The following is a 26,055-nucleotide window of genomic DNA, read 5'->3' as shown; positions in this document are numbered from 1 at the left end:
TCATGTCCGGACCGCAAGTCGCCATCGACCTTGGCCGTATCGAGCGCAATGCGCGCACCATCGTCGACCGCTGCGCCCTGTCCGGCATCAAGGTCTTCGGCGTCACCAAGGGAACTTGCGGCATGCCGCAGGTGGCGCGCGCCATGTTGCGCGGCGGCGTCGCCGGCATCGCCGAATCGCGCTTCGAAAATATCCGCCGGCTGCGCGACAGCGGCATCAATGCGCCGATCATGCTGCTGCGCAGCCCGCCGATGGCGCGTGTCGAGGAGGTGGTGCGCACCGTCGACATCAGCCTGCAATCCGAGCTCGCCACCATCCGCGAGCTATCACGCATCGCCGAGCGCATGGGCCGCGTCCACGACATCATGCTGATGATCGATCTTGGCGACCTCAGGGAAGGCATCTGGCCGAACGACCTCATCCCGACGATCGAGCAGATATTGGCACTCAGGGGCGTGCGCATCGCCGGCATCGGCACCAATCTCGGCTGCTTCGGCGCCATCATGCCGACGGAGGAAAATCTCGGGCAACTCGTCGCCCATGCCTACAAGACCGAGCGTCTGTCCGGCGCAAGGCTCGACTGTATATCGGGCGGCGCGTCATCGTCGCTGACGCTGCTGCTCGAAGGCAGGCTGCCCGCGGGCATCAACAATCTGCGGGTCGGCGAGGCAATCCTGCAGGGTGGCGTCGAAACCTTCCGCGAGACGCCGTGGGCCGAACTGGAGCCCGATGCCTGCCGGCTGACCAGCGACATCATCGAGGTCAAGCTGAAGCCGTCGCGGCCGATCGGCCAATCCGGCTACGACGCTTTCGGCAACCAGCCGGTATTTGCCGACGATGGCGACAGGTTGCGCGCCATCGCCAATATCGGCCGCGAGGACGTCTTGATCGAAGGTTTGACGCCAATCGCCAAGGGCGTGCGGGTGCTCGGCGCCTCCAGCGATCATCTGCTGCTCGACGTGACCGACGCCGAGCCGCCACCCGCCGTCGGCGACCGTGTCGCCTTCCGCATGAGCTATGGCGCCATGCTGCTGGCGATGACCTCGGAATATGTCGAAAAGGCCCCGATGCACGACGTCGAGGATTTCTCCGGCCGCAGGATGGTGTCGATATCAGCCGAACCGGCGGCCGCCGGCATCCTGGCCAGGGAAGCGACCGGCGCCCGGCTGGAGGCGATGAATTTCGACGTCGTCGAGCTGGCCGATATCGAGCGGCCACCATCCGGTCTGGTCCGGTTTACCGCCGGCGGTGACCGGCGCATCGCCCACAAGGCGCTGACGACGACGGCGCGGGCGACACACTCCTTCGGTTTGATCTGGATCGATTCCATCGCAGCACTTATGCCCGAGGACGAGGACGGCATCGATCTGCCGGAACGTTCGGTGCTGGCGCGGGCGCTCGGCCTCGATCACAAGTCCGGCGCGCTGCAGCCGCAGCTGTCGCCGGAAAACGTCGTCATCGTCGGGCTGCGCCATGCCGATCCGGCCGAGGCCCGGGTGCTGAAAGATTCGCGCGTCTCCGCCTTCACCATGACCGACATCGACGCCATGGGCATGCGCGACGTGATGCACGAGGCGATCCGCATTGCCACCTCCGGCACGCAGGGCTTCCATGTCAGCTATTCCCCTGATGTCACCGAATTCGCCGGCTGGGCGGCTGGCTCCGGCGGCATCACGGTGCGCGAAACGCATCAGGCGATGGAGGCCATCGCGCTGTCCGGCGGGCTGTTGTCGATGGACGTTTCCGGCCTGACATCAGGTTTGGAACCGCGGATTGCGTTAGACACCGTCAACTTCGTCATGTCGGCTTTCGGCAAGCGGATTTTGTGATCAGCCTCGCGCCTCGACCGCCGCACGCCACGAGCGCGCATAGTTTGCCCAGGCTGGGTCGGCTGGCGGTTCGACCCTTTCGCCTTTGCCTTGGATTTTTCCTTGGTCCGACGCCAGCAAGGCAGCGCCGATGCTGGTGCCGGTGGCCGCATCGGACGCAATGACGGCACGCGCCGTTGCTGCAGCCAGCATGCGCGTGAAAAGCCGGTTGCGGGCGAAAGGGCCCTCGACGATGGCCGGGCCTTCGGCACCGATCAGATCGAGGCAGGCAGCGGTCATCAGCGCCAGATAAAAAGAGATAGCGGCGAAGCGCTGGCCATTGTTGATGCCGTCGGCGTTGAGCCATGCGGCGGTGTGATGAGGAAACGGCCCCGAACCCTGTTGGATCGAAGGCAGCAAGGACGTCTCCCGCGCGAGCACTGTGGCGACATCCTCTTCGGTCCAGCCTTTCGATTGGCCTTCCATCAGCAGCGAAAACTCGCGGCCGCCCATGAAACGCGCCGAGGGCACGGGATCACCGAGCGCGTTGACGTTGACCAATGTGTCGCGGGCCGGGTCGAGCGCGATCTTGTTGCCGCCGACCGCCATCGACACCACCCAGGTGCCGGTCGAAGCGACGGAGAAAGGCGGTCTGTCGGATAGGAGATGTGGCAGCAGCGATGCATTGGAATCGTGCAGGCCGCAAAACACCGGCGTCTGCGGATCGAGCCCCGTTTGCCGCGCAAGCGCGGGCAGGATCGGGCCGAGGCGATCCTTCGCCGGCCGCACCGGCGCCATCAGGCGGCGCCATTCCATCCGGTCGACCAGCGACGAAAAATCCGCTTTCCATGGGTTCCACAGATCCGTGTGGCAGCCGAGCGAGGTCACTTCATTGGCGGCGACGCCGGTCAGGCGCAAGGCCCAGTATTGCGGGTACGTCAGGATCGCGGCGGCCCTGGCGAACTCAGCCGGAAAGTTCCTCTGCTGCCAGAAGAACTGCGCGCCGAGATTGAGACCGACCGGCAGGCGCGGCGTGCCCGTCTCGGCGAAGGGCGGACGGATCGCGTCATAGTCCTTGGCGAGGGCGTCGGGCCCGGCGAATTCATAGTCGAGCACCGGCAGCGCCAGCTCACCGGTAGCGTCCAGCAGCACGCCCGTCGCGCCATGGGTGGTGATCGATATCGCATCGATGCGCTGTTCGCGATTGATCCCGGCGAGGCTGTCGAGGATGAACGACCACAGCAGCTCGACATCGTGGTGCGGGTAGGGACCGTCGGCAACGGGCGCGTTCGCCGTGCGGCGCAGCGCAACTTCGCGCAGATCGGCAAGATCGACCAGCGCCAGCTTAGCGTTGGTCTTGCCGATATCGATGACGGCGACGTGGCGGGTCATTCCATATGGAACATTGTTTCCAGCGGCACCGCCACCGGCTCGTTATCAGGCTTGGTCTCCATGATGTCGGCCATCTCGGCCCACCAGCGCTGCATCACGGGATGCTTCGGCAGTTCGTCCATGCCGTGGTCGTCGCGCCGCCACAGCACGCCGAACAGTATGTTGGGCTCATCGTCGAGATGGATCGAATAGTCGGAAACGCCGGCCTCTTTGAGCAGCGCCACCAGCGACGGCCAGATGTCGTCATGGCGCCTTTTGTATTCGGCCTTCATGCCGGGATTGAGCTTCATCTTGAACGCGAATTTCTCGGCCATCAGGTAAAACGCTCCCGCCGCACCCGCCGCCAGACGATGGGCAGCGCGATGACGATGATCAGCAGCAGGCCGATGAAGATCGACATGACGATCCCTGGCACATTGAGCAAGCCGAGGCCGAAGGTCACCAGCCCCATAATGAAGGCGGCGAGCACCACGCCCACAATGCTGCCGGCGCCGCCCAGGATGCTGACGCCGCCCAGCACCACCATGGTGATGACTTCCAATTCATAGCCTTGCGCGATCGACGGCCGGGTCGAGCCGAGCCGCGAGGTGATCAGCACCGAGGCGATGCCCGCCATCAGCCCGGTCAGGCAGAACAGGATGAACTTGATGCGGCCGACGCGCACGCCGGAAAACTGCGCCGCGACCGGGTTGTTGCCGATGGCGAAGACGCGGCGGCCGAAGCTCGTCCTGTGCAGAAGGAGCCAGTAGATGACGGCCGCGACAAGGAACAGCGTCAGTTCGAACGACACCACCCACCAGACATAGCCCTGGCCGAAGAACGCGAAGCTCGAGGGATAGCCCTTGTAGGCCTGGTCGCCGAGGACGATGAAGGCGATGCCGCGAAACAGGCTCATCGTGCCGATGGTGACGACGATCGACGGCAATCCCAGCCTTGTGACGAGCAGCCCGTTGAAGGCGCCGCAGCCGAGCCCGACAACGATGCCGATCGCCGCCAGCACCGGCGTGCCGGCGCCAGCCTGCACCGCCATGCCCATCATCGTCGAAGCCAATGCAATGATGGCTGCGACCGACAGGTCGATCTCGCCGGAAATGATCAGCAGCGCCATGGCAAGCGCGATCAGCGCCTTTTCGGTGAAGTTGAAGGTCAGGTCCGACAGCGACCACGCGTCGAGGAAATAAGGCGAGGCGAAGCTGTTGACGGCAAAGATGGCGACCGCCACCGCGACCAGCAGCGCCTCCCAGGAGAAGATCGCCGAGTTGAACGGCTTGTCGAGCCGGTCGGGAATGTGGCGTGGGGCAGGGGTGTCGGTCATGCCGCTTCCGCCTTCTTGAGAATGATGCGGCCTTGCCGGCGTTCGCCGCGCGCATTGAGCACCACGGCCAGGATGATGGCGCTGCCCGAAATCGCCATCTGCCAGAACGGCGAGATGTTGATCACTGGCAGCGCGTTGGAGATGATACCGAGGAACAGCGCGCCGAGTACCGCGCCGCCGACCGAGCCGATGCCGCCGGCGATCGAAATGCCGCCGATAACGCAGGCGGCGATGATGTTGAGCTCGTAGCCGTTGGCGACCTCGACCGAGGCGATGACGTAGCGCGAAATCCAGAGATAACCGCAGAGACCGCCGATCATCCCCGAGATGCAGAAGACGATGAACTTGGTCCGGCCGACATCGATGCCGGCATAGACCGACGCGGTCGGGTTGACGCCGATGGCGTAGATCGAGCGGCCAAGCGCGGTGCGCGTCATCAAGAGGAAGAACAAGGCGATGACCAGTATGGCGATCCACGACAGGACCGGAATGCCGAGGAAAGCCGCACGCTGCAGGCCGATGAAATCAGGGCTCATCTGGTCGGCATTGACCCAGGCGCCGCCTGAAATGACGAAGGTGGCGCCACGGTAGATGGTGAGCGTGCCGAGCGTCACCACGATCGGCGGGATGTTCAGCCGCCATACCAGCAGGCCGTTGATGGCGCCCAGCACCAGTCCGACCAGCAGGGCTATGACGATCAGCAGCGGGATCGGGATTGCCGGATGCGCGGCGTTCAGCATCGCCACCACCATGCCGGTGAAGCAGAGGTTGGAGGCCATCGACAGGTCGATCGAGCGGGTCAGGATCACCACCATCTGACCCAGCGCCAGGATCATCAGGATCGAAGTGTCGTTGAACACCTGGCGCAGATTGCCGAGAGCGGCAAAACCCGGAAAGCGCATCGAGATCAGCCCGATCAGCACGACGATTGCCGCGAGCAGCCAGACTTCGCGATATCTAGGAAAAGCCTTCATGCTGCGATCCCCGCTGCTGTCTTGACCAGCGTCTCGGCGTCGAGCCCCTTGTTGTCATAGACCGCGGCGATGCGGCCCTCGCGCATGACGACGACGCGGTCGGACATGCCGAGGATTTCGGGCAGTTCGGACGACACCATGATCACCGACAGGCCCTGCGCAACGAGCTCAGCCATAAAGCCGTGCACGGCGGCCTTGGAGCCGATGTCGATGCCTTTGGTTGGCTCGTCGAGGATGATCACCTTGGGCGCGGTCGCCAGCCATTTGGCGATGACGATCTTCTGCTGGTTGCCGCCCGACAGCGTGCCGACATCCTGGCTGAGCGACGAGGCGCGCAAATCGAGCCGCTCGGTGTAGGAACGGGCCAGCGCGAACTCCTCCGCCAGCCGCAACATGCCTGATTTGGACGTGCGCTTGAGCGAGGGCAGCGAGATGTTCTGGAAGATCGGCAGGCCGATCACCACGCCTTGCTTGCCGCGTTCTTCCGGCACGTAGACGATGCCGGCGTCGATCGAATCCGCCGCCGATTTCGGTACGATCGCCTTGCCTTCCAGCGTGATCGTGCCGCTGCTGGTGCGGGTAATGCCTGATATTGCCTGCATGACCTCGCTGCGTCCAGCGCCGACAAGGCCGTAGAAGCCGAGGATTTCGCCCTTGTGCAGCTCGAAGCCGATGTCGTCGAACTCGGTCGGATGCGACAGGCCGGAGACAGTGAGCACCGGCGCGCCGATCTCGGCCTTGCGCTGCGGAAAAATGTGATCGACGGCACGGCCGACCATCATGCGCACGATCTGGCTCTGGCCGGCATCCTTGATCAGGCCTTCGCCGACCATCTCGCCGTCGCGGAACACCGTATAGCGGTCAGCGATGCGGTAGATCTCGTCGAACTTGTGGCTGATGAACAGGATCGCCTTGCCTTCGCTCTTGAGGAACTCGACCAGCAAAAAGAGCTCCTCGATCTCCTTCAGCGAAAGGGCTGCGGTCGGCTCATCCATGATGACGATCTGCGCATCGATCGACATGGCGCGGGCGACGGCGACGAGGTGCTTGTTGGCGATGCCGAGATCCTTCAGCCGCGCATCGGCGTCGATGTGGCCAGCGCCCATGGTGTCCAATACTTCACGGGCTTGTCTGCGCATGGTGCGCCAGTCAATGGTGCCGAAGCGCGATCGCGGCGCATGGCCGAGAAAGATGTTCTCGGCCACCGTCAGATCGTCGAACAGCACGGTTTCCTGATGGATGGCCGTGATGCCATGCCCGAAGGCGGCATGGGCGCTGGGCAGTGTGACGGCCTGGCCATCGATGCTGATGGTACCCGCGTCGGGCTGGTAGATACCGGTCATGATCTTGACCAGCGTCGACTTGCCGGCGCCGTTCTCGCCGATCAGCGCGGTCACCTGGCCGGGGTAAAGCGACAGGCTGACATCGTGCAGTGCGCGCACGCCGGGAAAACTCTTCGAAATGCCTGACAGGGTCAGGCGCGGAACCGGAGCCAGAGGCTGCTCGGTCGTCGGGCTGAGTTGGGCTGTCGTGTCCATAGTCGTATCAAGCCCTGAAGCAAGGTTCGTTTGAAGGCGCGGCGGAACCTCTGCCCCGCCGCGCCGGCTTGAAGGCTCCAGGATCAATAGATCTTGGAGAACTCTTCGATGTTCGACTTGTCGAACTTGAAGGGCGGAGCCATTGCAGCCGAATTGGTATCGTCGAGCGTGACCTTGCCGACGCGGCCGATCGACAGCGTCGCACCCGGCTTGGCTTCCTCCTTCTTCACCGCCAGGTCATGGGCGAGGTAGACGGCCGAGTAGCCGAGGTCGATCGGGTTCCACAGCGCGACCGCTTGGCTGGCACCGTTGTCGATGAACTTCTTGAACTCCGACGGCAGTGCCAGGCCGGTGACGTTGACCTTGCCGATCAGGCCCTGGTCGGTCACCACCTGCGCGGCGGCAACGACGCCGACGGTGGTCGGTGCGATGATCGCCTTGAGGTTCGGATAGGATTTTAGCAGGCCCTTGGCCTCGTCCGTGCTCTTGGCCGAGTCGTCATCGCCATAGACGGTGGCGACGAGATTGATCTTGGGGAATTTCTCCGGCAGCACCTTCTTGGCCGCGTCGATCCAGGCATTCTGGTTGGTCGCGGTCGACGAAGCCGACAGAATGGCGACATCGCCGCCTTCCGGCAAATAGTCGGCGGCAAGCTTGATGATGGTCTCGCCGATCAGGTTGGTGTCCGAGGGGTTGAGGTGGAGCTGGCGGCCTTCCGGAGCGACACCCGAATCCCACGAGATGACAGTGATGCCGCGATCCATCGCCTTCTTCAGCGCCGGAACCAGCGCGTCGGCGTCATTGGCCGAAATGGCGATGGCGTTGACCTTCTGGGCGATCAGCGAATTGATCACTTCGATCTGGGCTTCGGCGGTCGCCTTGGTCGGGCCGGTGTAGATGATGTCGACGTCGCCGAGCTCCTTGGCCGCCTCTTCGGCGCCCTTGTTGGCGGCGTCGAAGAAGCCGTTGCCGAGCGACTTCACCACCAGCGCGATCTTGACGTTCTCGGCATAGGCCGCATTTACGAACATAGCGGCGGAGAACGCCGCCGTGACCATCAATTTCTTCAGAAAGCTCATCGAATATCCTCCCTTGAGCGTTGCATTCCATCGCCGCTGCGGGCCTCAGGCCTGCAGCGAAGATTCTTCCTTATTGCCTAGCGTTGTGCGGGCGACGATCAGCGTCACACCGGCGGTCTCCAACATCTTGGCCTCGCGGTCCTCGATGCCGTCGTCGGTGATGACGGTCGCGATGCGCGACAGGCCGCACAGGATCAGGCTCGAGCGTTTGCGGAACTTCGACGAGTCGACCAGCACCACCAGTTCGTCGGCCTGATCGATCAGTTTCTGCTCGGCCTGGATCAGCAGCGGATCGCCTTCCATCAGGCCCAACGGCCCGAGCCCTTGCGCGCCCATGAACATGCGGCGCGCATAGAAATTGCGCGTCACGTCATTTTCGAAGGGGGACAGGATGATGTTCTGCTCGCGGTAGATGGTGCCGCCCGACAGCATCACCGTGTTCTTGGAGTGCTTGAGCAGGTGCTCGGCGATCGGAAAGGAATTGGTGAAGATCGGCATCCGGCGGCCGGTCAGGAAATGCACCATCTGGAAGGTGGTGGTGCCGCCATTGATGATGATCGGCTCGCCGTCCTTGCACAGTTCCACGGCGTCCCGCGCGATCGCCCGCTTCTGCGCAGCGTTGATCGTCTCGTTGACGGAGAAAGGCCGGCCGGCAAGGCCGATGAACTGCGGTGGGGTGATCGCCTCGGCGCCGCCACGCACGCGGCGCAGGCGCTTTTGCACATGCAATGCGGCGATGTCGCGCCGGATCGTCGCCTCGGACGAGTCTGTCAGGTCGACCATCTCCTGCACCGTCACCACAGGCTTTTCCTGGACGGCGGACAAAATGATCCTGTGGCGCTCTTTTTCGTGCATGGTTCCTCCCTGCCAGCACATCTAGGCACTCAAAACGCGCAGTGTCAATCATTTCCGATCAGATAAATCCATTGTGCAGTGCAATATGATCGATGTTGATCGTTTGTGATTGACAACGCCGCCGCTTGCGTAGAAATTCGGACCAAAGGGACCGCGCCTTTTTGCGCGTCTCACGTCACGGGAGGATTACCTATGCTCGACAAGCGCTCCGGCACGCGCCTCGCCAATCTTTGGAATGAGGCGAAAGCCCTGGGGATGAGCGAGCCGGAACGTCTCGTCTATCGCTCGAATGTTCTTGGCTCCGACAAGCGCGTCACCAACTATGGCGGCGGCAACACCTCTTCCAAGATCTGGCAAAAGAATCCGCTCACCGGCGAGAGCGTGGAAGTGCTGTGGGTCAAGGGCTCGGGCGGCGACAGCGCCTCGATCAAGCTCGACGGTTTCGCCACGCTCTACATGGACAAGCTTAGGGCGCTGAAGGGTCTCTACCGCGGCCTCGAGCATGAGGACGAGATGGTCGGCTATTTGCCCCATTGCACCTTTAATCTTAATCCACGCGCGGCCTCGATCGACACGCCGCTGCACGCCTTCGTGCCGAAGCCCCATGTCGACCACATGCATCCCGACGCGATCATCGCGATTGCCGCCGCCAAGGATTCGAAGGCGCTGACCAAGGAGATCTTCGGCGACGCGATCGGCTGGTTGCCGTGGAAGCGTCCGGGCTTCGAACTCGGCCTGTGGTTGGAAAAATTCTGCCTCGAGAACCCTGAAGCCAAAGGCGTTGTGCTGGCAGGCCATGGCCTGTTCACCTGGGGCGACACCCCAAAGGAATGCTACGAGACGACGATCTCGGTGATCAACCAGGCGATCGAATGGTTCGAGCGCAAGTCTGAAGGCAAGCCGATCTTCGGTGGGGAAGTCGTCAAATCGCTCGACGCGCCGGCGCGTCGCGCCGTGGCGGCAAAGCTGATGCCGAGGATCCGCGGCCTGATTTCAGAAAAAAGCCACAAGCTTGGCCATTTCGACGATTCGCCCGCCGTGCTCGAATTCGTCAATTCGAAGGATTTGCGCCCGCTCGCGGCGCTCGGCACATCCTGCCCGGACCATTTCCTGCGCACCAAGATCCGGCCGCTGGTCATCGAGTTCGATCCTAAGGACCCCGATGTCGATGCTGTCATTGCCCGCCTCGCCGATGACGTGGCGGAGTATCGCGTTGGCTATCAGGCTTATTATGACAGGTGCAAGCATGCTGATTCGCCACCGGCGCGTGATCCGAACGCCGTGGTCTATCTGATGCCCGGCGTCGGCATGTTCACCTTCGCCGGCGACAAGGCGACGGCGCGCATCTCAAGCGAGTTCTACGTCAACGCCATCAATGTCATGCGCGGCGCCTCGACGGTGTCGACCTATGTTGGACTGCCCGAGCAGGAAGCGTTCGACATCGAGTACTGGCTGCTCGAAGAGGCAAAGCTGCAGCGCCTGCCCAAGCCGAAGGCGCTTGCCGGCCAGATCGCGTTGGTCACCGGCGGCGCCGGCGGCATCGGCCGGGCGACGGCCAACCGGCTGCTGCGCGAAGGCGCCTGCGTCGTGCTGGCCGATATCGACGAGACAGCCCTTGCCAGCACCAATGACGAGTTGGCGAAAGCCTATGGCAAGGATTTCGTGCGACCGGTGGTGATCAACGTCACGTTAGAGGACCAGGTGATCTCCGGTTTCGCCGAGACCGCGGTCGAGTTCGGCGGCATCGACATCCTGGTGTCGAATGCCGGCCTGGCAACCTCGGCGCCGATCGAGGAGACGACGCTGGCGCTGTGGAACAAGAACATGGACATCTTGTCGACCGGCTATTTCCTGGTTTCGCGGGAAGCATTCAGGCTGTTCCGTGCGCAAAAAATCGGCGGCAACGTCGTCTTCGTCGCCTCCAAGAACGGTCTTGCCGCATCGCCCAACGCCGCGGCCTATTGCACTGCCAAGGCCGCCGAAATCCATCTGGCGCGCTGCCTGGCGCTGGAGGGCGCCGACGCCCAGATCAGGGTCAATGTCGTCAATCCCGACGCCGTGCTGCGCGGCTCGAAGATCTGGACCGGCGAGTGGAAGGAACAGCGCGCCGCCGCCTACAAGATGTCGACTGACGACCTCGAGGAGCATTATCGCTCGCGCTCGATGCTGAAGCGTTCGGTATTCCCCGAAGACATTGCCGAGGCGATCTATTTCTTCGCCTCCGACATGTCGGCCAAGTCGACCGGCAACATCGTCAACGTCGACGCGGGCAACGCGCAGAGCTTTACGCGATAATAGTTTGAAGGCGGCGCTGCCCCTCACCCTTACCCTCTCCCGTGACGAACGGGGAGAGGGGGTCGCCAGCGCCGGCGCACTTCCCTTCTCCCCGTCTCTATACGGGGAGAAGGTGCCGGCAGGCGGATGAGGGGCAGCGCCAACCGAACGCATTTGGGAGGAAACGCAGTGTCCGAAACCATCATCTCAGCCGACATCGTCGACAAGGACAACGCCGCGCGCGCGGCCGACCTCAAGCGCGATTACGACTCGCTCGGCGAGCGCCTCGACCGCCGCGGCATCGCCATCGACGCTATCAGCGACAAGGTCGAAAAATTCGCCGTGGCGATCCCGTCCTGGGGCGTCGGCACCGGCGGCACCCGCTTTGCCCGCTTTCCCGGCGCCGGCGAGCCGCGCGACATCTTCGACAAGATCGAAGACTGCGCCGTGATCCGGCAGTTGACGCAGGCGACGCCGACAGTCTCGCTGCACATTCCGTGGGACAAGGCCGACCCGAACCGGCTGAAGCAGGCGGCCTCCCGCTTCGGCCTCGGCTTCGACGCCATGAATTCGAACACGTTCTCCGACGCCAGGGACCAAAAACTTTCCTACAAATTCGGCTCGCTGTCGCATGCCGATGCCGCAACGCGCCGGCAGGCGGTCGAGCACAATCTCGAATGCATCGAGATCGGCACGACGCTGGGCTCGAAGGCGCTGACGGTGTGGATCGGCGACGGCTCGAATTTCCCCGGCCAAGTCAATTTCGCCAAGGCCTTCGAGCGCTATCTCGACGCGATGAAGGAGATCTACGCCGGACTGCCGGACGACTGGAAGCTGTTCACCGAGCACAAGATGTACGAGCCGGCCTTCTATTCGACGGTCGTGCAGGATTGGGGCACCAACTACATCATCGCCAAAGAGCTCGGCGACAAGGCGTTCTGCCTGGTCGACCTCGGCCATCACGCGCCCAACGTCAACATCGAGATGATCGTGTCGCGGCTGATCCAGTTCAAGAAGCTCGGCGGCTTCCATTTCAACGATTCGAAATATGGCGACGACGATCTCGACGCCGGCTCGATCGATCCCTACCGGCTGTTCCTCGTCTTCAACGAACTGGTCGATGCCGAGCTTTCCGGTGCCGAAGGTTTTGATCCGGCTCACATGCTCGACCAGAGCCACAACGTCACCGATCCGATCGAAAGCCTGATGTTGTCGGCGGTCGAGGTGCAGCGCGCCTATGCGCAGGCGCTGCTGGTCGATCGCAAGGCACTGGAAGCCTATCAGGACGCCAATGACGCGCTGATGGCGACGCAGACGCTGAAAGCCGCCTATCGCACCGACATCGAGCCGATCCTCGCCATGGCGCGGCTGAACACGGGCGGCGCCATCGACCCGGTTGCCGCCTACCGCGCCGCCGGCTATCGGGCCAAGGTCGCGGCGGAACGGCCGGCGGTTGCGGTTGGCAGCGGCGGGATTGTTTGATACCGGCCTGAAACGAAAAAACCCGCCTGAGGCGGGTCGCGGCCCAAATCAGCACCGTGCGGAAACCACTAGCATAACTGCCGGCACAAAGCAAGAACAAAATGGCTGAAGGTTGAGGTAGGGGCTTGCCATCGACGCTGCGACGCTGAGAGGTCACGGCATGGATCCTAGGGTCTCCGCGACGTCGCTTCGCGACTGCTCGCCCTAGGATGACGAAGGGAAAATCGTATCGGCCAATCTCCAAGGTTGCCATTAGCCGCCAATCTCCAACATCCGCGATTAGCCACAAGCCAACACGCTTTCGTCATCCTAGGGCGGAGCAGGAGCGAAGCGACGTCGCGGAGACCCTAGGATCCATGCCGTTACATCAGCCGAAGATCGCAACTGTGGTTACGAAGCGGCCGGTGAGGGCTGCACCAATCCCTTTCCGTTCTATTGCCATGGACTCAGCCTCTCCAAGTGGCTTTCCTACGGCGCATCCCCACGCCTCGGAGAACGGCCATGCATCGCCGCACCCTAATCGCGATCAGTCTTTCCCTCACCTTGGCCTTTGTGCCGCTGACGGCCATCTTCGCCGCCTCGCCGCAGCCGGCGAAGGGCGAGCATGGCATGGTGGTCACCGCCCAGCATCTTGCATCGGAAGTCGGCGTCGAGGCGCTGAAGAAGGGCGGCAACGCGGTCGATGCGGCGGTCGCCGTCGGCTATGCGCTGGCTGTGGTCTATCCGAACGCCGGCAATATCGGCGGTGGCGGCTTCATGACCATCCGTTTCAAGGACGGCCGCTCGACGTTCCTCGATTTCCGCGAACGCGCGCCGCTCGCTTCGACCAAAACCATGTATCTCGACAAGGACGGCAAGCCGGTGAAAGGCGCCAGCCTCGATGGCTATCTCGCGGTCGGCGTGCCGGGCTCGGTGGCCGGTTTCGAGACCGCACGGGAAAAATACGGCACACTGACGCGGCAGGACTTGATGGCGCCGGCCATCCGCTATGCCAAGGACGGCTTCGTGCTGGAGCAGGGCGATGTCGCGTCGCTCGAAGGCGGCGCCGAGCGGCTCGCCAAGGACCCGGCCGCCGCCGCCATCTTCCTGAAGCCTGACGGCAAGCCTTATGGCATCGGCGAACGCCTTGTCCAGGCCGATCTCGCCGCCTCGCTCTCGGCCATTTCGGAGCGAGGCCGCGACGCCTTCTACAAAGGACCGATCGCCGACGGCATCGTCAAGGCGAGCGCGCAGAAGCGCGGCATTCTGGCCAAGGCGGATTTCGAGACCTACGCGGTTCGCGAGCTCGAGCCGGTGACCTGCAACTACCGCGGCTATGAGATCACCTCCTCGCCGCCACCGAGCTCGGGCGGCGTCATCATCTGCGAGATCCTCAACGTGCTGGAATTCTATCCGCTGTCCTATCTCGGCGCCGGTTCTGCCGAAACCGTCAAAGTCATGGTCGAGGCGATGCGCCATGCCTATGTCGACCGCAATTTGGCGCTCGGCGATCCCGACTTCGTCGACAATCCGGTCGAAAAACTGCTCGACAAGAATTACGCGGATGAAATCCGCGAAAAGATCGATCCGTTCCGGGCCGGCGTGTCGCAGGAATTGATGCCGAAGGGCTTTGGCGAGAGTCAGGAGACGACGCATTATTCGATCGTCGACAATGACGGCAACGCCGTCGCGGTGACCTATACGCTGAACGGTTCGTTCGGCGCCGGCGTCGTCGCCGACGGCACCGGCATCCTGCTCAACAACGAGATGGATGATTTCACCCAGAAACCGGGCGTGCCCAATCTCTACGGCCTGGTCCAGGGCGAGGCGAATGCGATCGCGCCGAGGAAGACGCCGCTGTCGTCGATGAGCCCGACCATCGTCGCCAAAGACGGCAAGCCGTTCATGGTCATCGGCAGCCCCGGCGGCTCGCGCATCATCACCATCACGCTGGAAGCGATCGTCAATGTCGTCGATCACGGCATGAACATCCAAGAGGCGATCGACGCGCCGCGCATCCACCACCAATGGCTGCCCGACACGGTCTATATCGAGCCGTTCGGCCTGTCGCCGGACACCGAAAAACTGCTTGCCAGCATGGGCTACCACCTCGATCTCGCCGACGCGAGCTGGGGTCAGGCGGCCGGCATTCTGGTCGGCGGAAAGAGCCTGGCGGAAATCGAGAAGGGCGGCGGCGGCCGCTACAACGGCGCCATCGACAGCCGCGCCGTTTCCGGCGAGGCCATCGGGTATTAGGTTATTCTCTTGAGTTAAGTGACCAGCGCAATGGTCGACGCGATCCCCCCGCTTCGCGGCGGGCGAGGTACCCAGGCCTTGAGAGGTCGAGGGACAGCACCCTGCCAATTTCCCCCGCGGGGAAATTGACAGCTTCGCGGAAGGTGCAAGCGGTGTCCAGTTCTCCGGCTCTAGCCTTCGAGGCGAGGAAAAATGCCGCCGCAATGACGACCAGGAGGCCCGTTCCCGATAATGAAGGATCCGCCTGTAGACCGTGCCAGCTTCCGTTGTCGGAGAAACGCCGCAAACCACCTGGGTCACTCACATCAGGGGTCACAGATGGCTCTCGTTGCGCCGACGCTCCTCTGGACAGTTGCGAAACGTAGGAGCAAGTTTGTCAGGCCGAAGGGTGATTAGCCAAGGAGCGCGACGATGTTCATGAAGCATGTCATTCGACTCGCACTGTTTGCCACGTTATTGGCCTCGATGGAGGCCAGAGCCGAGACGTTGCCACTGCCGGCAAATCTCATCGGGGCGGCTTCCGATGCCGGTGAAACGCTCCTGATCGAGGCCGATGCCCGGGAAGCCTATTTTCCGCTGGCCATAAATTTCGTCACCCAGAAGAACCAAGCTTTTTGTGGGGTGGCCAGCAGTGTCATGGTTCTGAATGCCATTGGCGTTCCAGCCCCACCAGTGCCCGAGTACGACCCCTACAGCACCTTCACTCAGGACAATCTTCTGGATGCCCGCAGCGAGCAGGTCATTCCGGCTGAGACAATCAAAAAGCAGGGCATGACCTTAGATGAATTGGGTGGCCTTCTTGCCTTGCAGCCCGTGCAGGTTGAAGTGCGACATGCTGCTGACAGCAGCCTGGACACCTTCCGTAAGGAAGCCCGAGGCTATCTCGCGACCAAAAAGCAGTTTGTCATCGTCAATTACTTGCGCAAAGCCATGGGCCAGGAAAAAGGCGGCCACATCTCGCCCTTGGCGGCCTATGATGCCGAGACCGACCGTTTCCTCATCCTCGACGTTGCCCGCTACAAATATCCCCCCGTCTGGGTGACGACAGCCGACCTATTTAACGCGATGAACACGCAAGACTCGGACAATGCCAACCGTACGCGGGGTTATGTTCTGATTGCTGCCAAGCCCTGATGTTGGCTAGCCCGGGTTGCAAATCGATTCTATGAGGGGTCGGAATAAGAACTGTTCCCCCCAGACACGCTAAGGTCGAACGGATCGTGAGCTTTCGTCACGAATGCTCATGATCGTCTGCCGGCTGGTCGCAAACCTTCTGGCGGCCGCCGAAACACTCATTCCCGTCGCCAGATCGTCGCGCACGTCCTGCTTCTGCTTTTCGCTGAGGGTCGAGGGGCGACCGAGAGCCTTGCCTTCCGACTTGGCGCGTTTGAGGCCGGACTGGGTGCGTTCGATCAGCAAATCCCGCTCGAACTGTGCGACAGCATTGAGCACGTTCATCGTCGCGTCCCGGCTGAGCTGGTAAGGTCGACGCCGCCAAGAGCGAGGCAATGAACGCGCTCGCCCATTTCGGCCAGCGTCCGGACCGTGGAGCTGACGTCGATGGCGTCGCGGCCGAGACGATCAAGCTTGGTCACGATCAGTACGTCCCCTGATTCCAGCCGATCGATAAGCCGCGTGAAGCCCTGCCGTTGCGCAATGGCCGTGCTTCCGGAAACCGTCTCGGTGATGCTGCGGCGCGGCTCGACGTGGACACTAGATTTCGTGCGCCCCGACTCTGTTGAGATTCAGGTCAGGCCTGCATCACCTGAATATCGGCAGACCCGTCAGATGACCAGCGTGATGGTGGACGCAATCAGCATCACCGCCGCGATGCCGACGAACAACGCATAGATGCGCGGCCGATCGAGCAGAAGCGCATTTCCCGATATCCACGCCGCGGTGGCGCCGCCAAGCGCGTACAGGAAGCCGTTACGGTGCCCCAAGGCCAGGGTTGCGGCCATCAAGCCGCCAATGATGAGAGCGCCGAACACGATGATCACGGCGACCGCGTATTTCTCGAAATCGTTACTGGCCACCCCCGGACCCATCACGTTCAACGTCGTCAGGTCGTCCGGGTCGAAGGGGTTGGCCGACCCATATTCGTCTTGACCGACAGGCTCGCGCATCATTCATTCTCCTTGAAGCGGCAACAAATCATCAAGCCTCGCCGAGCGCAACCGGATCGCGCCGCGTTCAATGCGACCGGCACGGTCTTCAACACTTTCTGGCCGCGGCTTGCTAGCGGTTTCTTGGATTTATGTCGGATCGTCCCGGAGTTCCAGGCGATCTGTGGGATCGTCCTGCCGTTCCAGGCGATCTGTCGGATTGGAATCGCCAGCCGGGCGTTTCGAGTTGAACGTCCGCCCCTCTGCAGGCGGATTCGAACCGCTGCCCTTGACTGTCGGGCCTGACGACGATCACGCGCAAGCTTCGCCATCGAACGGCGTGCCTGACGATATCGGTGTGGCGAAGATTGGGTCGGCGGGGAGGTTGGCCGGCGCCACTTTGGGGGGGCGTTGGGGTAGATTGCCTGATGGGCGCCGGCCAAGCGGAAATCAGGTCCGCCGCAAGAAAATATAACAGGAATGGCGCGGTATGGCAGTGGTGTGATCGCGGAAGATGGTTCGCGCTTTCCGGTGCGGTGACCCATTATGGCCAGTCGTCTGGCACCTGAATTGCACCGTAAGCAATGCCGGCCAACTGCCCGGAAGTTGTCCCCAAATATGGGGCCTCGCCGCTTCGCAAATGGCGCGGCGGGCCTTTTTGCTGGCGCATCGGGGCGGCGGCACGATTGGATTCAATCATCGGCACGCCGATATAAGCGCGGCGCCACCGGAACTCGATGGCAGGTTTCGCAGCACGCCGAGATTTTTAGGCTGCGGGAGCCGGCGGCAGTTCGAACAGGTTGGCGCCATTCTCCTGGCCTCGCTCGACATAGCCGATAATCCGGAACCATTTTGCGACGTCCGGTCTCTGGAGCCAGCTGCGCGAGTGAATGGGGAGGTTGCCGGCGAGCGCCTGGATATGGCGAATGTGCCGCTTGCAGAAGCGAACGGTCGCGGCGCTGAAGAAATCCTCCTGCGCGGCGAACAGCGTATCAGCAGCGTCGCTATTCTCGTGCCACGCGATGAGCGCTACCGTTTTTTCGCCCTGCACGAGCGCATGAGCACGGCCTTCTTTCAAGTTCATCATCAGATTGTCGTAGGCGATCTTGCTGTCCTTGCCGGCCGCGACGTACTCCTCCGATATCCGCTTGGACAGATCACTGAAAACATTTTCCAGATCTCCAACCGTTGCTGCGCGTGCTCTCATTTCGCCTCCTAGAGCCCCAGCAGGCAGTTTGCCCTAAGGATAGGGGATCACCAAGCAAATCAAATCCGTCATCCGCCCGATGCGAGCAAAGATGTTTCGCCGGGGGAAGAACGCTGCGCGGCATGCCGTGACACCGACGGGCTGATCCCTGCCAACTGATTAGCAAAGTCGGCGGCCATGGCATAAGCTGCTGAAATTGCTAGGTGCCCTTGAAGTGGATTCGAACCACCGACATGCGGATTTTTAGTCCGCTGTCGATGGTTGAAATCGTTGAGCTTTTTAGCTCCATGTCGCGTTCATGTCGCGTCAGGCCAAAGTGCCCGTTCGGCCGCAGCCAGTTCCTCGGCATCATCGCCGCGCGGGAACAGGTTGCCCGTAGACGTCCATTGTCATCATGATAGAGGAATGGCCGAGCCGTTCCTGAACCACCTTGGGTGGCAGGCCCAGGCCACCATCGGCAACCGCCGGACTGCAGCACGTCGGCCGATGACGCCAATAGCCCTCAGTGCGTGGTGACGCCGCCCACAGGAACCTTTTGGCGCTGGCGGGACAGCGCGCCCCTCTTCCGTTGTGCCGTCAAAAAAAGCCGCCGGGCGAAACCCGGCGGCTTGATCGTTCGACTGGGTCGTTTCAGGCGCGATCGGCTTTACGGCGCCGGAGCCAGCTTGGCGGCCGCCTGGTCGATCTTGTCGGCAAGCACACCCTTGGCCCAGTCCGTGACCTCGGCGTCGACGGGCTTGTTGGCCATGTCGGCCAGTGCCGCGTCGAGCGATGCATCGTCGGTGCCGACAGCGGCCTGGTCGGCAGCCGTCTGGGCTGCGGCAGCCGCTGCTTCGGCATCCGAGACCGTGGTTTCCTGGGCCGCGACCTGCGCTTCCAGATCCGCGATCTGTCCCGGCAGGGCCGCCTGTTCCTCGGGCGTCATGGCTGCAATCTGGTCAGGCGTAAGCCCGTTCAACGTGTCGAGCTGCGCGTTCAGGGCATCCAATTGGGCCTGAGCGTCGACCGCCGCCGCGGCCGCCTTGTCAACCGCGGCCTGTGCGTTCTGGGCGTTCGCGGACGCCACCGCAAAGGCCTGTACGGCAGCAAACTTCTTGCTCTTGGAGTTCATGTAGGCGTTGACGTTGCGCTGCAGCGAGTTCAACCGGCCGAGCTTGGCACGGATATTCTTTTCCTTGGACACAGGGGCGGTCTGCTCGGTGTCGTCAACACTTGCAACAGTCTCCGTTTCGGCCTTGGCCACCTGCCCCTTGGCTGACGCCGACTTGCCGTGCGACCCGCTATTGCCGGAATTGCCGCCAGCATTGCCGTTGCCGCCGCCGTTACCGTTGCCGCCACCATGGCCGTTACCGCCACCATGGCCGTTGCCGCCACCATGGCCGTTACCGCCTGCACCGGCCAGCGCCGGAGATGCCAGAAGCGCGAACACGGCAAACGCGGCGAAAAGAGTCTTTCGGGATGTCATAATTCCTCCTTTTGAATCGCACCTCCGCATATAACTGCCAAATATAACGAAGAGCTAATTTATATCTGAGAAACTTTATGCAAATGCGAAAGTCCGGCGGGTTGCGACGCCGACCTGCACCGAGGCCCTCGAAATTCCCCCGGGCAGAACTGTCTCAATCAAAGCCAAAAAGACTCTAACCGTTCGTTTCTGCTAAATTCCGGACGGAAGACCGTTCTTGGAATTGCGCTAGAGCGGATGCAGGATATCGGCGCCCGCCTGTTCGTCGAACAGAACCGCGCAGCCGCGCTTGAGTGCCACCGCTGAAAGGGCGTTCGCCATCGCATCATCCGGCGACACAAAATCCACCGGTCAGCACCCTCAGCTCTTCCACCGCCCTGACTATCGAGCGGCGACCGTCCTCTCACAACGTCTGGTCCGTAGGTCGCGCAGGCAATCGCCATCGGCCCGGCCTAGTGGCGATGATACGCCAGAACTGTACTGCCGCGTGGCGATTTGTGGCGATCAGATAAGGTGAACCCAGCACCCTCGATCAAAGACTGAAGCCGGATGTCGTCTTCGTCGGGGACTCGCGCCACAATCGTCTGTGCGCGGTTGATGATGTCGGTGAAGATGCGATCGGCCTCCTCCTGACCCAACCCCCTGCGGACATGCTGGTACACAGCGAGAAGAAGCACGATATCGTAACTGTCATTTAGAACAGATTGAAGCTTTCGGCTGCCTAGGTTCATGGCGTCAAATCGACTTTCTACGTTCGATCCTAGAAAGATGGAACGCGCCACGCGGGTGTGTGGCTTCAGAATGTCAATGCCGTGGATGTAGGCCGGTCTGCGTTTGGCGATTTCATAAGCGACGATGCCCATATTGCAGCCAACATCAAGGATCGTCTTACCGGAGTAGTTTACCCCGCATGAAAATAATCCATCGAGCCGATCGTCCCACGTTCCTGCGCTATATTTCTTGTGCGATTTCCAAAAAGGCACGACTATCCTTCCGTGTCCTGGACCAAAGTCGAATTTTATCTGCGCCCGTTAGCATTTTCCGGCAAAGTCCAACGAAACGTCTGTCGGACGGTTAAGCAATTGCCATGGAAAATGGTGCCCAGAGGCGGAATCCAAACGATGGAAAACTCTCTCTGTTTCCAAATCGTTAGGACTCACGCTATAGCAGGACTAGCCAACAAAAATACCAACAAAATATTTCTGTGGATTGTTTCGGTTCCCGGATATCGCTCTATTCGCTCAATGCCATCGCGTCCCAACCTTATCTCAAAAGCCCATTGCTGTCGTTACTCGAGCTTGGTCCAGATAAGTCCTCTCGATCGCATTCCATGGTGCGTGAGCAAATCGCAGGTCCGCTGCCTCCGATTTCCCGACCTCTGATCGCTCCACCAACTGAAGATGGCGGAGCAAAGCGGCAATTCAGGATATGCGTCGTCCATAACTTTGATGTTTATAACACACAGATGCGGAACGGTACGGCGGAAAAGTCCCCTTTTGTCCTGGTCGGAAGCCTCATCTGAGGTGAAAGCGAGCTTGGGGGTGTGACGGTGCGGGCGTGAAGAGCATCGTCAGATTGTGCAGATTGCCCCCTATCATCGCCCCGCATAGGACATGATGGTTGCGCAACCGCACGCAGCAGCAATGCGCCTCATTGAGCCATGGCCACAATCACTTCTGATACCGTATCGGACATACTCGCGTTTGGGTTTAGTGAGCGATGGTTGAACCCGACCCCTATGTACACGACCCCTTCTTCAAGATGGTGGACGATTCTGAATGGAATGCCTGCATTGGCAGGCAGGGCGAGGAGGCAAACTATGGCGATGGCTACAATCGAGGCAGCGATGGAGCTTGCTGACGCGGTCATCGAGAAGCAATTGTTTGGCAAACGCGACACGCTTGTCCTGCCCATCCTTTACAATGCGCGCCATGCCATCGAGCTGGCGCTGAAATTCGCGACCGATCGACTGGTCGCCGCGCAAATTGTCCGCGGTGACAGGAAGCGCGATCACCACATCAAGGCCCACTGGGAACGCCTTCACGCCACCGCGATTGGCGACGAGGCGCTTTCCAAGACGATCGCCGCGCTTGAGCGTTTCATCGAAAATCTGTCGCGCATCAGACGGGCAGGAACTGCGCTATCACAGAAACCGTGACGACGATTCCGGCCTAGCGGACTACGCGCTAGCCAATTTGAAGGTTAGCCAGACCAGCCCTCAGCAAACTGAAAACGCTCATCGATGATTCGCAGTATCGTCTGGACGAAGCTACCGGCACGATGCGGGCCAGGGCGCGCTTCGACAACAAGGACGGCGTGCTGCAGCCGGGCATGTTCGGCCGCAAAGGCGTTCAGCCGCGACCCGATCGGGGCGCTCGGTCGCAGGATTTTATCGCCTCCGGGCCGCGCAGCCCGCAATTTGGCACGCCTTACACCTACGTCACGACCAAGACCTTCCTGTTGCACTTCGGCCTCGCCACACTGCGGGACTTGCCCGATTTCGAGGCGCTTGAGGTTGCCGCGCTGCTCAGCAAGGAGAAGCTGCTGGCGGGCGATATTCCCGTCGGGCTGGTGAGTGGTGGAGGAGGTGAGGAGCGACACTCCAACGCCAGGATTGGGATAGCGCAGCAGATACATGGAAGTAATCGCTTGATATGAGCGGTTAAGAGTCGAATCAGCGAACTATTCGATCGATATCGATAAGAGGTCATTATCGATAGTGAGCTTTCTCAACAGCATCATCGCCTGTGACAGAAGTGATTAGTAAGATAGCTTCCGTTACGCGAATCGGCTACAATAGAATCAATGGCTTACGACCTTTCGAAATTGGCCTTGAACACCCTGCTGGGGCCGCTCGCCCGCGCCGAAGACCTTTTGGCGCGGCTCGACGAGCGCGTGCACAAAAGCCCGGTCCGCGACGGCTTTATCCAACGCCAACATTTTGCCGACGCGGCGTCGGCGCTGTGGCTCGACGGCGAACTCGTCCATGTCGAAGACCTCGTCCTGCACGACGCCCACATGGACATCCGCACTCCGACCCACGAGCTCACCCGGGCCCACGCCGTGTTGCGCGCCCGGCGCCGCATTCTTTTGCACCCACCCGACTGGGCGCTTTCTCGCGTTGGCATTTTGGCGTTGCGCGGCCGTGAAGGGCAGGGCGGCGACGGGGCGAGTCCGGGACGGGCTGGCTCCCGACCCGATGCGGCGACGGCGGCCGGTGGGGCGGACGCCGATGCCGGCGAGAGCCTTTTCGAAGACACCGACCAGGAGGATGCTCATGCCGAAGAACTGGCGGAGATCGACGCCGTGTTGGCCCGCTCCAGCCGGCTACTGGCGAGCGAAAATTTCGCGCCGCGCGCGGCGGACAGCCCAGACGTCGACACGGCAGGGCATGGGGCAAATGCGCGGGAGGCCTTGCCGAACAGTCTCGGGCCGCTGATCCGCGATCTCGACTGGGACGAGGACCAGCGGCTGGCCGACTGGCTCGCCGTAATCGACACGATGCGCGGCGAAAATATGCCGGCCGTACTGGCCGCGGCGATCGCCTGGGAGGCGTGGCAGGACCTCGAACCGCTGCAGCACCAGCATTGGCTCGGTCCGCTGCTGGTTGCCGCTCTGCTCAGGCAGCACGGCAAGGTCGTCTCGCATCTGTTTTGCCTGCATGCCGGACTGCGGACCGTTCCGCGCGACCGGCGCAAAAACCCGGTCCGGAGCATCCGGCTGCTGGCCGGCCTCGATGCTCTTGCGGAGGCCGCCGCGGCCGGATTGAAGGAGCTCGACCGGCTGATGATGGCCAAAAGCCAGATGGAGCGCCGGCTCAGGAATCGGCAAAAAAACTCGAGTCTGCCGGCGCTGATCGAGCTTGTCCTGGCGCGGCCAGTGGTGTCGGCGGGGTTGATCGCGGCCGAGCTGAAAATCAGTCAGCGCGCCGCGCTCGGCCTCGTGACCGAACTTGGCATCCGGGAGGTGACGGGCAGGGGACGCTACCGGGCGTGGGGCGTTGTGTAACGAAAGTCGTAAGCCACCAGCCGGAGCTACAGAGGCCGGCTCTTCCTATCAGATAGTAACGTCCGACTTAGGCCGGCCGCCTGTAGGACCGTTTACCGTGTCTCGGCTCCAACTGCCCCCGGCGCATCGATGGCTAGAACCTCGAGGCCCTCAATTTCCTGCATAACCTTCCCCGCGATGCCCTGCAGGTCGCCGTACATCCCGACGGTCGACTCGATCACACCCTGTATCTGAGCCTCCCGCTTGGCCCACAGGCGTATCGTGGCTTTGCGTTCCCTGGCCAGATCGTCCTGCATATCTGAGAACTTTTCGACGATCGCCTCGACCCGGTGACGAAACCGGGGGCCGGTCAGATAGCCGTAGACCTGCTCCATCTTGGTGGCCTGACCGTCCTGCGCCAGGCGGGAGTTGGCGAGTTCGATCAGGGATAGCCGGAGCATGATCGCGATCGGAATCGCGCATTTGGGATGGGCGATGTAGACGCCATCCACGAGATCGAACGTTTCCACGCCCGCAGGCAGCGCTTCCGAGATCATCAGCGCGATGTCGGCCTTGGCGGCGCGCTGGTCCGCCCGGAGCTTGCCCAGCCAGCCCTGGCTCCAATTCTTGGTGCGTTTTGATTCCCACAGGATCGCGCCGCAGGGCTGGCCGGCCGGCCCCACCACGCGCTGCAGCACATCACCACCGAACTCGCCTTTCGCGACCGGTTCGATGATGTCCATTGGGAAGCGGCTGCCGATCAGCGATTCCAACTCGAGCTCAAGCACCTCGCCCTGAAGCTGCTGGGAGCCTTGCTCGGCGCGGCGCTTCAGCTCCTCGATCTGACGCTGCATACCGGCGATCTGTTCCTCTTTCTCGGCCACCTTCATCTTGAGACCGTCTTCGGCTTCGGTCCTGGCCTTAACGCGAACGGCATCCAACCCTTCCTGGATTTTCTTTTCAACGGTCAGCGTCATTTCCCGTTTTTCATCTTCGAGCGCCCGCTGCAGCTTCATAAACTCGGCCTGTTGTAACTGTGCCGCTGCGAGCTTCTCGTCCCGCGCCCTCAACGTCGTCTCCATCTCGCCAAGCTTCCTGTCCTTGTCCTCAAGGTCCGTCGAGATCAACAGTTTTGCCTTGCGGGCCTCTTCGGCGACTATGCCAGCACGCTCAAGCTTGAGTTTTTCGGCGACCTGCCTGTCGATGTCATCCCGGGCTGCATCGATTGCTGCCTGCTTGCGTTGAAGCTCTTCCTCCCGGGCCGTCATGACGGCGTTGCTCTGCGCCAGGCGTCGTTCGTATTCCTCGCGCGTGGCCGCAATGAGCGGCGCCGCGAGCGACTCATTGAGCTTGATGTCCGTCTTGCAGCTCGGGCAGCTGATTGTCGGCTCATTGAGAGTCCTGGGCTGGACAGTCATCAGGCACATCCTCGCGAAGGAACGTGGTGCAAAAAGAACGTCCCAAAGTATACAGGATTGCACGGCCACCGGAAAGAACAAAGAGTGAACTTTTCAGTTATCCCCGGCAGAGGTGGCCAGACCGGAAACTAAGTCGAAAGGGCCGATGTCGATCGGGCCATTGGCCTTCTTCCGTTGCGGTCCGGGCACCTATGGCTCTAAGGACATGTTCAGTGGCCGTCGCTATCGCGGTGGGCCATCAAAGATAGACAGGGAGGTAGCAATGGAACGATCTCCAGGCATCCGGCAGAAGCCGAAAGCCGACGAATACACCGCATTCGCCGAGCTGGCAGCCCATGAGAAGCAGGGCGTCGACTTCGATTTCTCGGTTCTGGATCGAGCTTCGGCCGTGGCAATTGTCGCCCCGCATGGCGGCTGGATTGAGTATGGCACGTCCCAATTGGCCACCGCCGTCGCGGGAGATGATTTCTCGCTCTACCTGTTCGAAGGGCTCAAGCCGAAACGACCGCATCGCGAGCTGCATATATCGGATCCGAATATTTTGACGAAGACCAATGCGTCGAGCTGGTCACCAAGGCCCAGATCGCGATCGGCATGCACGGCCGCGCGGACGGCGATGACCCAGAGACGATTTGGCTCGGCGGGCGGGGCAGGGAATTGCGCGACGCTATTGCGCTGGCTCTAAGGAGCGTGGGCTTCAAGGCCATCACGTCCGGCCATCGCCTCCCTGGCGAGCACAGCAACAACATCTGCAACCGCGGAATAGGCCGGGCGGGCGTGCAGCTCGAGTTGCCAAAAACACTGCGGGACGTGCTCATCGCGAATTCCGAACGGCGCGCGCTGTTTTCCGGCGCGGTCCGCAAGGCAATTTCGAATCACCTCGGCAAGCAGGGCATTGCTTGAAAATCTGGTGGCGGCCAA

21 protein-coding genes and 4 pseudogenes are annotated in these 26,055 nt (G+C 61.8%); 11 read left to right on the top strand and 14 right to left on the bottom strand.

Annotation, left to right across the window (positions count from 1 at the left end; all coding sequences use genetic code 11):
- Window positions 1-2: 2 nt before the first annotated feature.
- Window positions 3-1,829 (top strand): alanine racemase, encoded by a 1,827-nt coding sequence (locus AC0L3I_RS03695; RefSeq protein WP_473526027.1) that lies wholly within the window; start codon window positions 3-5, stop codon window positions 1,827-1,829.
- On the opposite strand, the gene AC0L3I_RS03690 is transcribed toward AC0L3I_RS03695, so the two are convergent.
- From AC0L3I_RS03690 to AC0L3I_RS03660, 7 genes are all read right to left on the bottom strand, one after another.
- Complete coding sequence (locus tag AC0L3I_RS03690; protein ID WP_473526026.1) at window positions 1,830-3,200, bottom strand: FGGY-family carbohydrate kinase; 1,371 nt, start codon at window positions 3,198-3,200, stop codon at window positions 1,830-1,832.
- Window positions 3,197-3,514, bottom strand: coding sequence for an L-rhamnose mutarotase (gene rhaM / locus AC0L3I_RS03685; protein ID WP_473526025.1), 318 nt, complete (start codon window positions 3,512-3,514; stop codon window positions 3,197-3,199). The genes AC0L3I_RS03690 and rhaM overlap by 4 nt, the downstream gene beginning before the upstream one ends.
- Window positions 3,514-4,515, bottom strand: coding sequence for an ABC transporter permease (locus AC0L3I_RS03680; protein WP_473526024.1), 1,002 nt, complete (start codon window positions 4,513-4,515; stop codon window positions 3,514-3,516). Before AC0L3I_RS03680 ends, rhaM begins: the two co-directional genes overlap by 1 nt.
- Window positions 4,512-5,489, bottom strand: coding sequence for an ABC transporter permease (locus tag AC0L3I_RS03675; protein WP_473526023.1), 978 nt, complete (start codon window positions 5,487-5,489; stop codon window positions 4,512-4,514). Before AC0L3I_RS03675 ends, AC0L3I_RS03680 begins: the two co-directional genes overlap by 4 nt.
- Window positions 5,486-7,027, bottom strand: a complete 1,542-nt coding sequence (locus AC0L3I_RS03670; RefSeq protein ID WP_473526022.1) for a sugar ABC transporter ATP-binding protein — start codon at window positions 7,025-7,027, stop codon at window positions 5,486-5,488. The genes AC0L3I_RS03675 and AC0L3I_RS03670 overlap by 4 nt, the downstream gene beginning before the upstream one ends.
- Window positions 7,028-7,110: 83 nt before the next feature.
- On the bottom strand, window positions 7,111-8,106 hold the full coding sequence (rhaS, locus tag AC0L3I_RS03665; RefSeq protein ID WP_029356748.1) for a rhamnose ABC transporter substrate-binding protein: 996 nt from the start codon (window positions 8,104-8,106) through the stop codon (window positions 7,111-7,113).
- A gap of 45 nt (window positions 8,107-8,151) precedes the next feature.
- Entirely contained in the window at window positions 8,152-8,961 is an 810-nt protein-coding gene (locus AC0L3I_RS03660) for a DeoR/GlpR family DNA-binding transcription regulator (RefSeq protein WP_473483688.1), read from the bottom strand.
- Window positions 8,962-9,153: 192 nt separating this feature from the next.
- On the opposite strand from AC0L3I_RS03660, the gene AC0L3I_RS03655 reads away from it, so the two are divergent.
- The 4 genes from AC0L3I_RS03655 to AC0L3I_RS03640 all read left to right on the top strand — a co-directional run bounded on the left by AC0L3I_RS03655 (window position 9,154) and on the right by AC0L3I_RS03640 (window position 16,086).
- Window positions 9,154-11,256 (top strand): bifunctional rhamnulose-1-phosphate aldolase/short-chain dehydrogenase, encoded by a 2,103-nt coding sequence (locus AC0L3I_RS03655; protein ID WP_473526021.1) that lies wholly within the window; start codon window positions 9,154-9,156, stop codon window positions 11,254-11,256.
- Window positions 11,257-11,424: 168 nt separating this feature from the next.
- Window positions 11,425-12,717 carry an L-rhamnose catabolism isomerase gene (gene rhaI / locus AC0L3I_RS03650; RefSeq protein WP_473526020.1) on the top strand — a complete coding sequence of 431 codons (1,293 nt, stop codon included), beginning with the start codon at window positions 11,425-11,427 and terminating at the stop codon, window positions 12,715-12,717.
- Window positions 12,718-13,218: 501 nt separating this feature from the next.
- The gene (ggt, locus tag AC0L3I_RS03645; protein WP_473526019.1) at window positions 13,219-14,952 is read left to right on the top strand and encodes a gamma-glutamyltransferase; all 1,734 of its coding nucleotides are present in this window, start codon (window positions 13,219-13,221) and stop codon (window positions 14,950-14,952) included.
- A gap of 411 nt (window positions 14,953-15,363) precedes the next feature.
- Window positions 15,364-16,086: a phytochelatin synthase family protein gene (locus AC0L3I_RS03640; RefSeq protein WP_244602620.1), complete on the top strand. Its 723-nt coding sequence runs from the start codon at window positions 15,364-15,366 to the stop codon at window positions 16,084-16,086.
- Window positions 16,087-16,155: 69 nt separating this feature from the next.
- Here AC0L3I_RS03640 and AC0L3I_RS03635 read toward each other — a convergent pair.
- The 6 genes and pseudogenes from AC0L3I_RS03635 to AC0L3I_RS03610 form a co-directional block, all read right to left on the bottom strand.
- Window positions 16,156-16,658, bottom strand: a pseudogene (locus AC0L3I_RS03635) (recombinase family protein); the annotation flags it as partial.
- Window positions 16,659-16,736: 78 nt separating this feature from the next.
- Window positions 16,737-17,081 carry a hypothetical protein gene (locus AC0L3I_RS03630; protein WP_036267505.1) on the bottom strand — a complete coding sequence of 115 codons (345 nt, stop codon included), beginning with the start codon at window positions 17,079-17,081 and terminating at the stop codon, window positions 16,737-16,739.
- Window positions 17,082-17,823: 742 nt separating this feature from the next.
- Window positions 17,824-18,264, bottom strand: a complete 441-nt coding sequence (locus tag AC0L3I_RS03625; protein WP_473526018.1) for a hypothetical protein — start codon at window positions 18,262-18,264, stop codon at window positions 17,824-17,826.
- 296 nt (window positions 18,265-18,560) lie between these two features.
- Window positions 18,561-18,720: pseudogene (locus AC0L3I_RS03620) on the bottom strand (site-specific integrase); the annotation flags it as partial.
- 190 nt (window positions 18,721-18,910) lie between these two features.
- Window positions 18,911-19,693, bottom strand: a complete 783-nt coding sequence (locus AC0L3I_RS03615; protein WP_473526017.1) for a hypothetical protein — start codon at window positions 19,691-19,693, stop codon at window positions 18,911-18,913.
- A 488-nt stretch (window positions 19,694-20,181) separates the two neighbouring features.
- Window positions 20,182-20,712 carry a class I SAM-dependent methyltransferase gene (locus AC0L3I_RS03610; RefSeq protein ID WP_133254699.1) on the bottom strand — a complete coding sequence of 177 codons (531 nt, stop codon included), beginning with the start codon at window positions 20,710-20,712 and terminating at the stop codon, window positions 20,182-20,184.
- A gap of 836 nt (window positions 20,713-21,548) precedes the next feature.
- Here AC0L3I_RS03610 and AC0L3I_RS03605 point away from each other — a divergent pair.
- The 4 genes and pseudogenes from AC0L3I_RS03605 to AC0L3I_RS03590 all read left to right on the top strand — a co-directional run bounded on the left by AC0L3I_RS03605 (window position 21,549) and on the right by AC0L3I_RS03590 (window position 23,737).
- A complete protein-coding gene (locus AC0L3I_RS03605; RefSeq protein WP_473526016.1) occupies window positions 21,549-21,887 on the top strand; it encodes a hypothetical protein in 339 nt (112 codons plus the stop codon).
- Between the two features lie 68 nt (window positions 21,888-21,955).
- A pseudogene (locus tag AC0L3I_RS03600) lies at window positions 21,956-22,060 on the top strand (hypothetical protein); the annotation flags it as partial.
- 13 nt (window positions 22,061-22,073) lie between these two features.
- Window positions 22,074-22,387 (top strand): annotated as a pseudogene (locus tag AC0L3I_RS03595) (hypothetical protein); the annotation flags it as partial.
- A gap of 147 nt (window positions 22,388-22,534) precedes the next feature.
- Window positions 22,535-23,737 carry an RHE_PE00001 family protein gene (locus AC0L3I_RS03590; RefSeq protein ID WP_473526015.1) on the top strand — a complete coding sequence of 401 codons (1,203 nt, stop codon included), beginning with the start codon at window positions 22,535-22,537 and terminating at the stop codon, window positions 23,735-23,737.
- 92 nt (window positions 23,738-23,829) lie between these two features.
- Here AC0L3I_RS03590 and AC0L3I_RS03585 read toward each other — a convergent pair whose 3' ends face one another.
- A complete protein-coding gene (locus tag AC0L3I_RS03585; protein ID WP_473526014.1) occupies window positions 23,830-25,134 on the bottom strand; it encodes a DUF2130 domain-containing protein in 1,305 nt (434 codons plus the stop codon).
- Window positions 25,135-25,396: 262 nt separating this feature from the next.
- Between AC0L3I_RS03585 and AC0L3I_RS03580 the strand changes: the two genes are divergently transcribed.
- Entirely contained in the window at window positions 25,397-25,819 is a 423-nt protein-coding gene (locus AC0L3I_RS03580) for a poly-gamma-glutamate hydrolase family protein (protein WP_473526013.1), read from the top strand.
- Window positions 25,717-26,037 (top strand): poly-gamma-glutamate hydrolase family protein, encoded by a 321-nt coding sequence (locus AC0L3I_RS03575; protein ID WP_473526238.1) that lies wholly within the window; start codon window positions 25,717-25,719, stop codon window positions 26,035-26,037. The genes AC0L3I_RS03580 and AC0L3I_RS03575 overlap by 103 nt, the downstream gene beginning before the upstream one ends.
- Window positions 26,038-26,055: the final 18 nt, after the last annotated feature.

It is taken from the genome of Mesorhizobium sp. WSM4840 (assembly GCF_055811755.1).
This window is presented reverse-complemented; position numbering and strand designations above follow the sequence as displayed.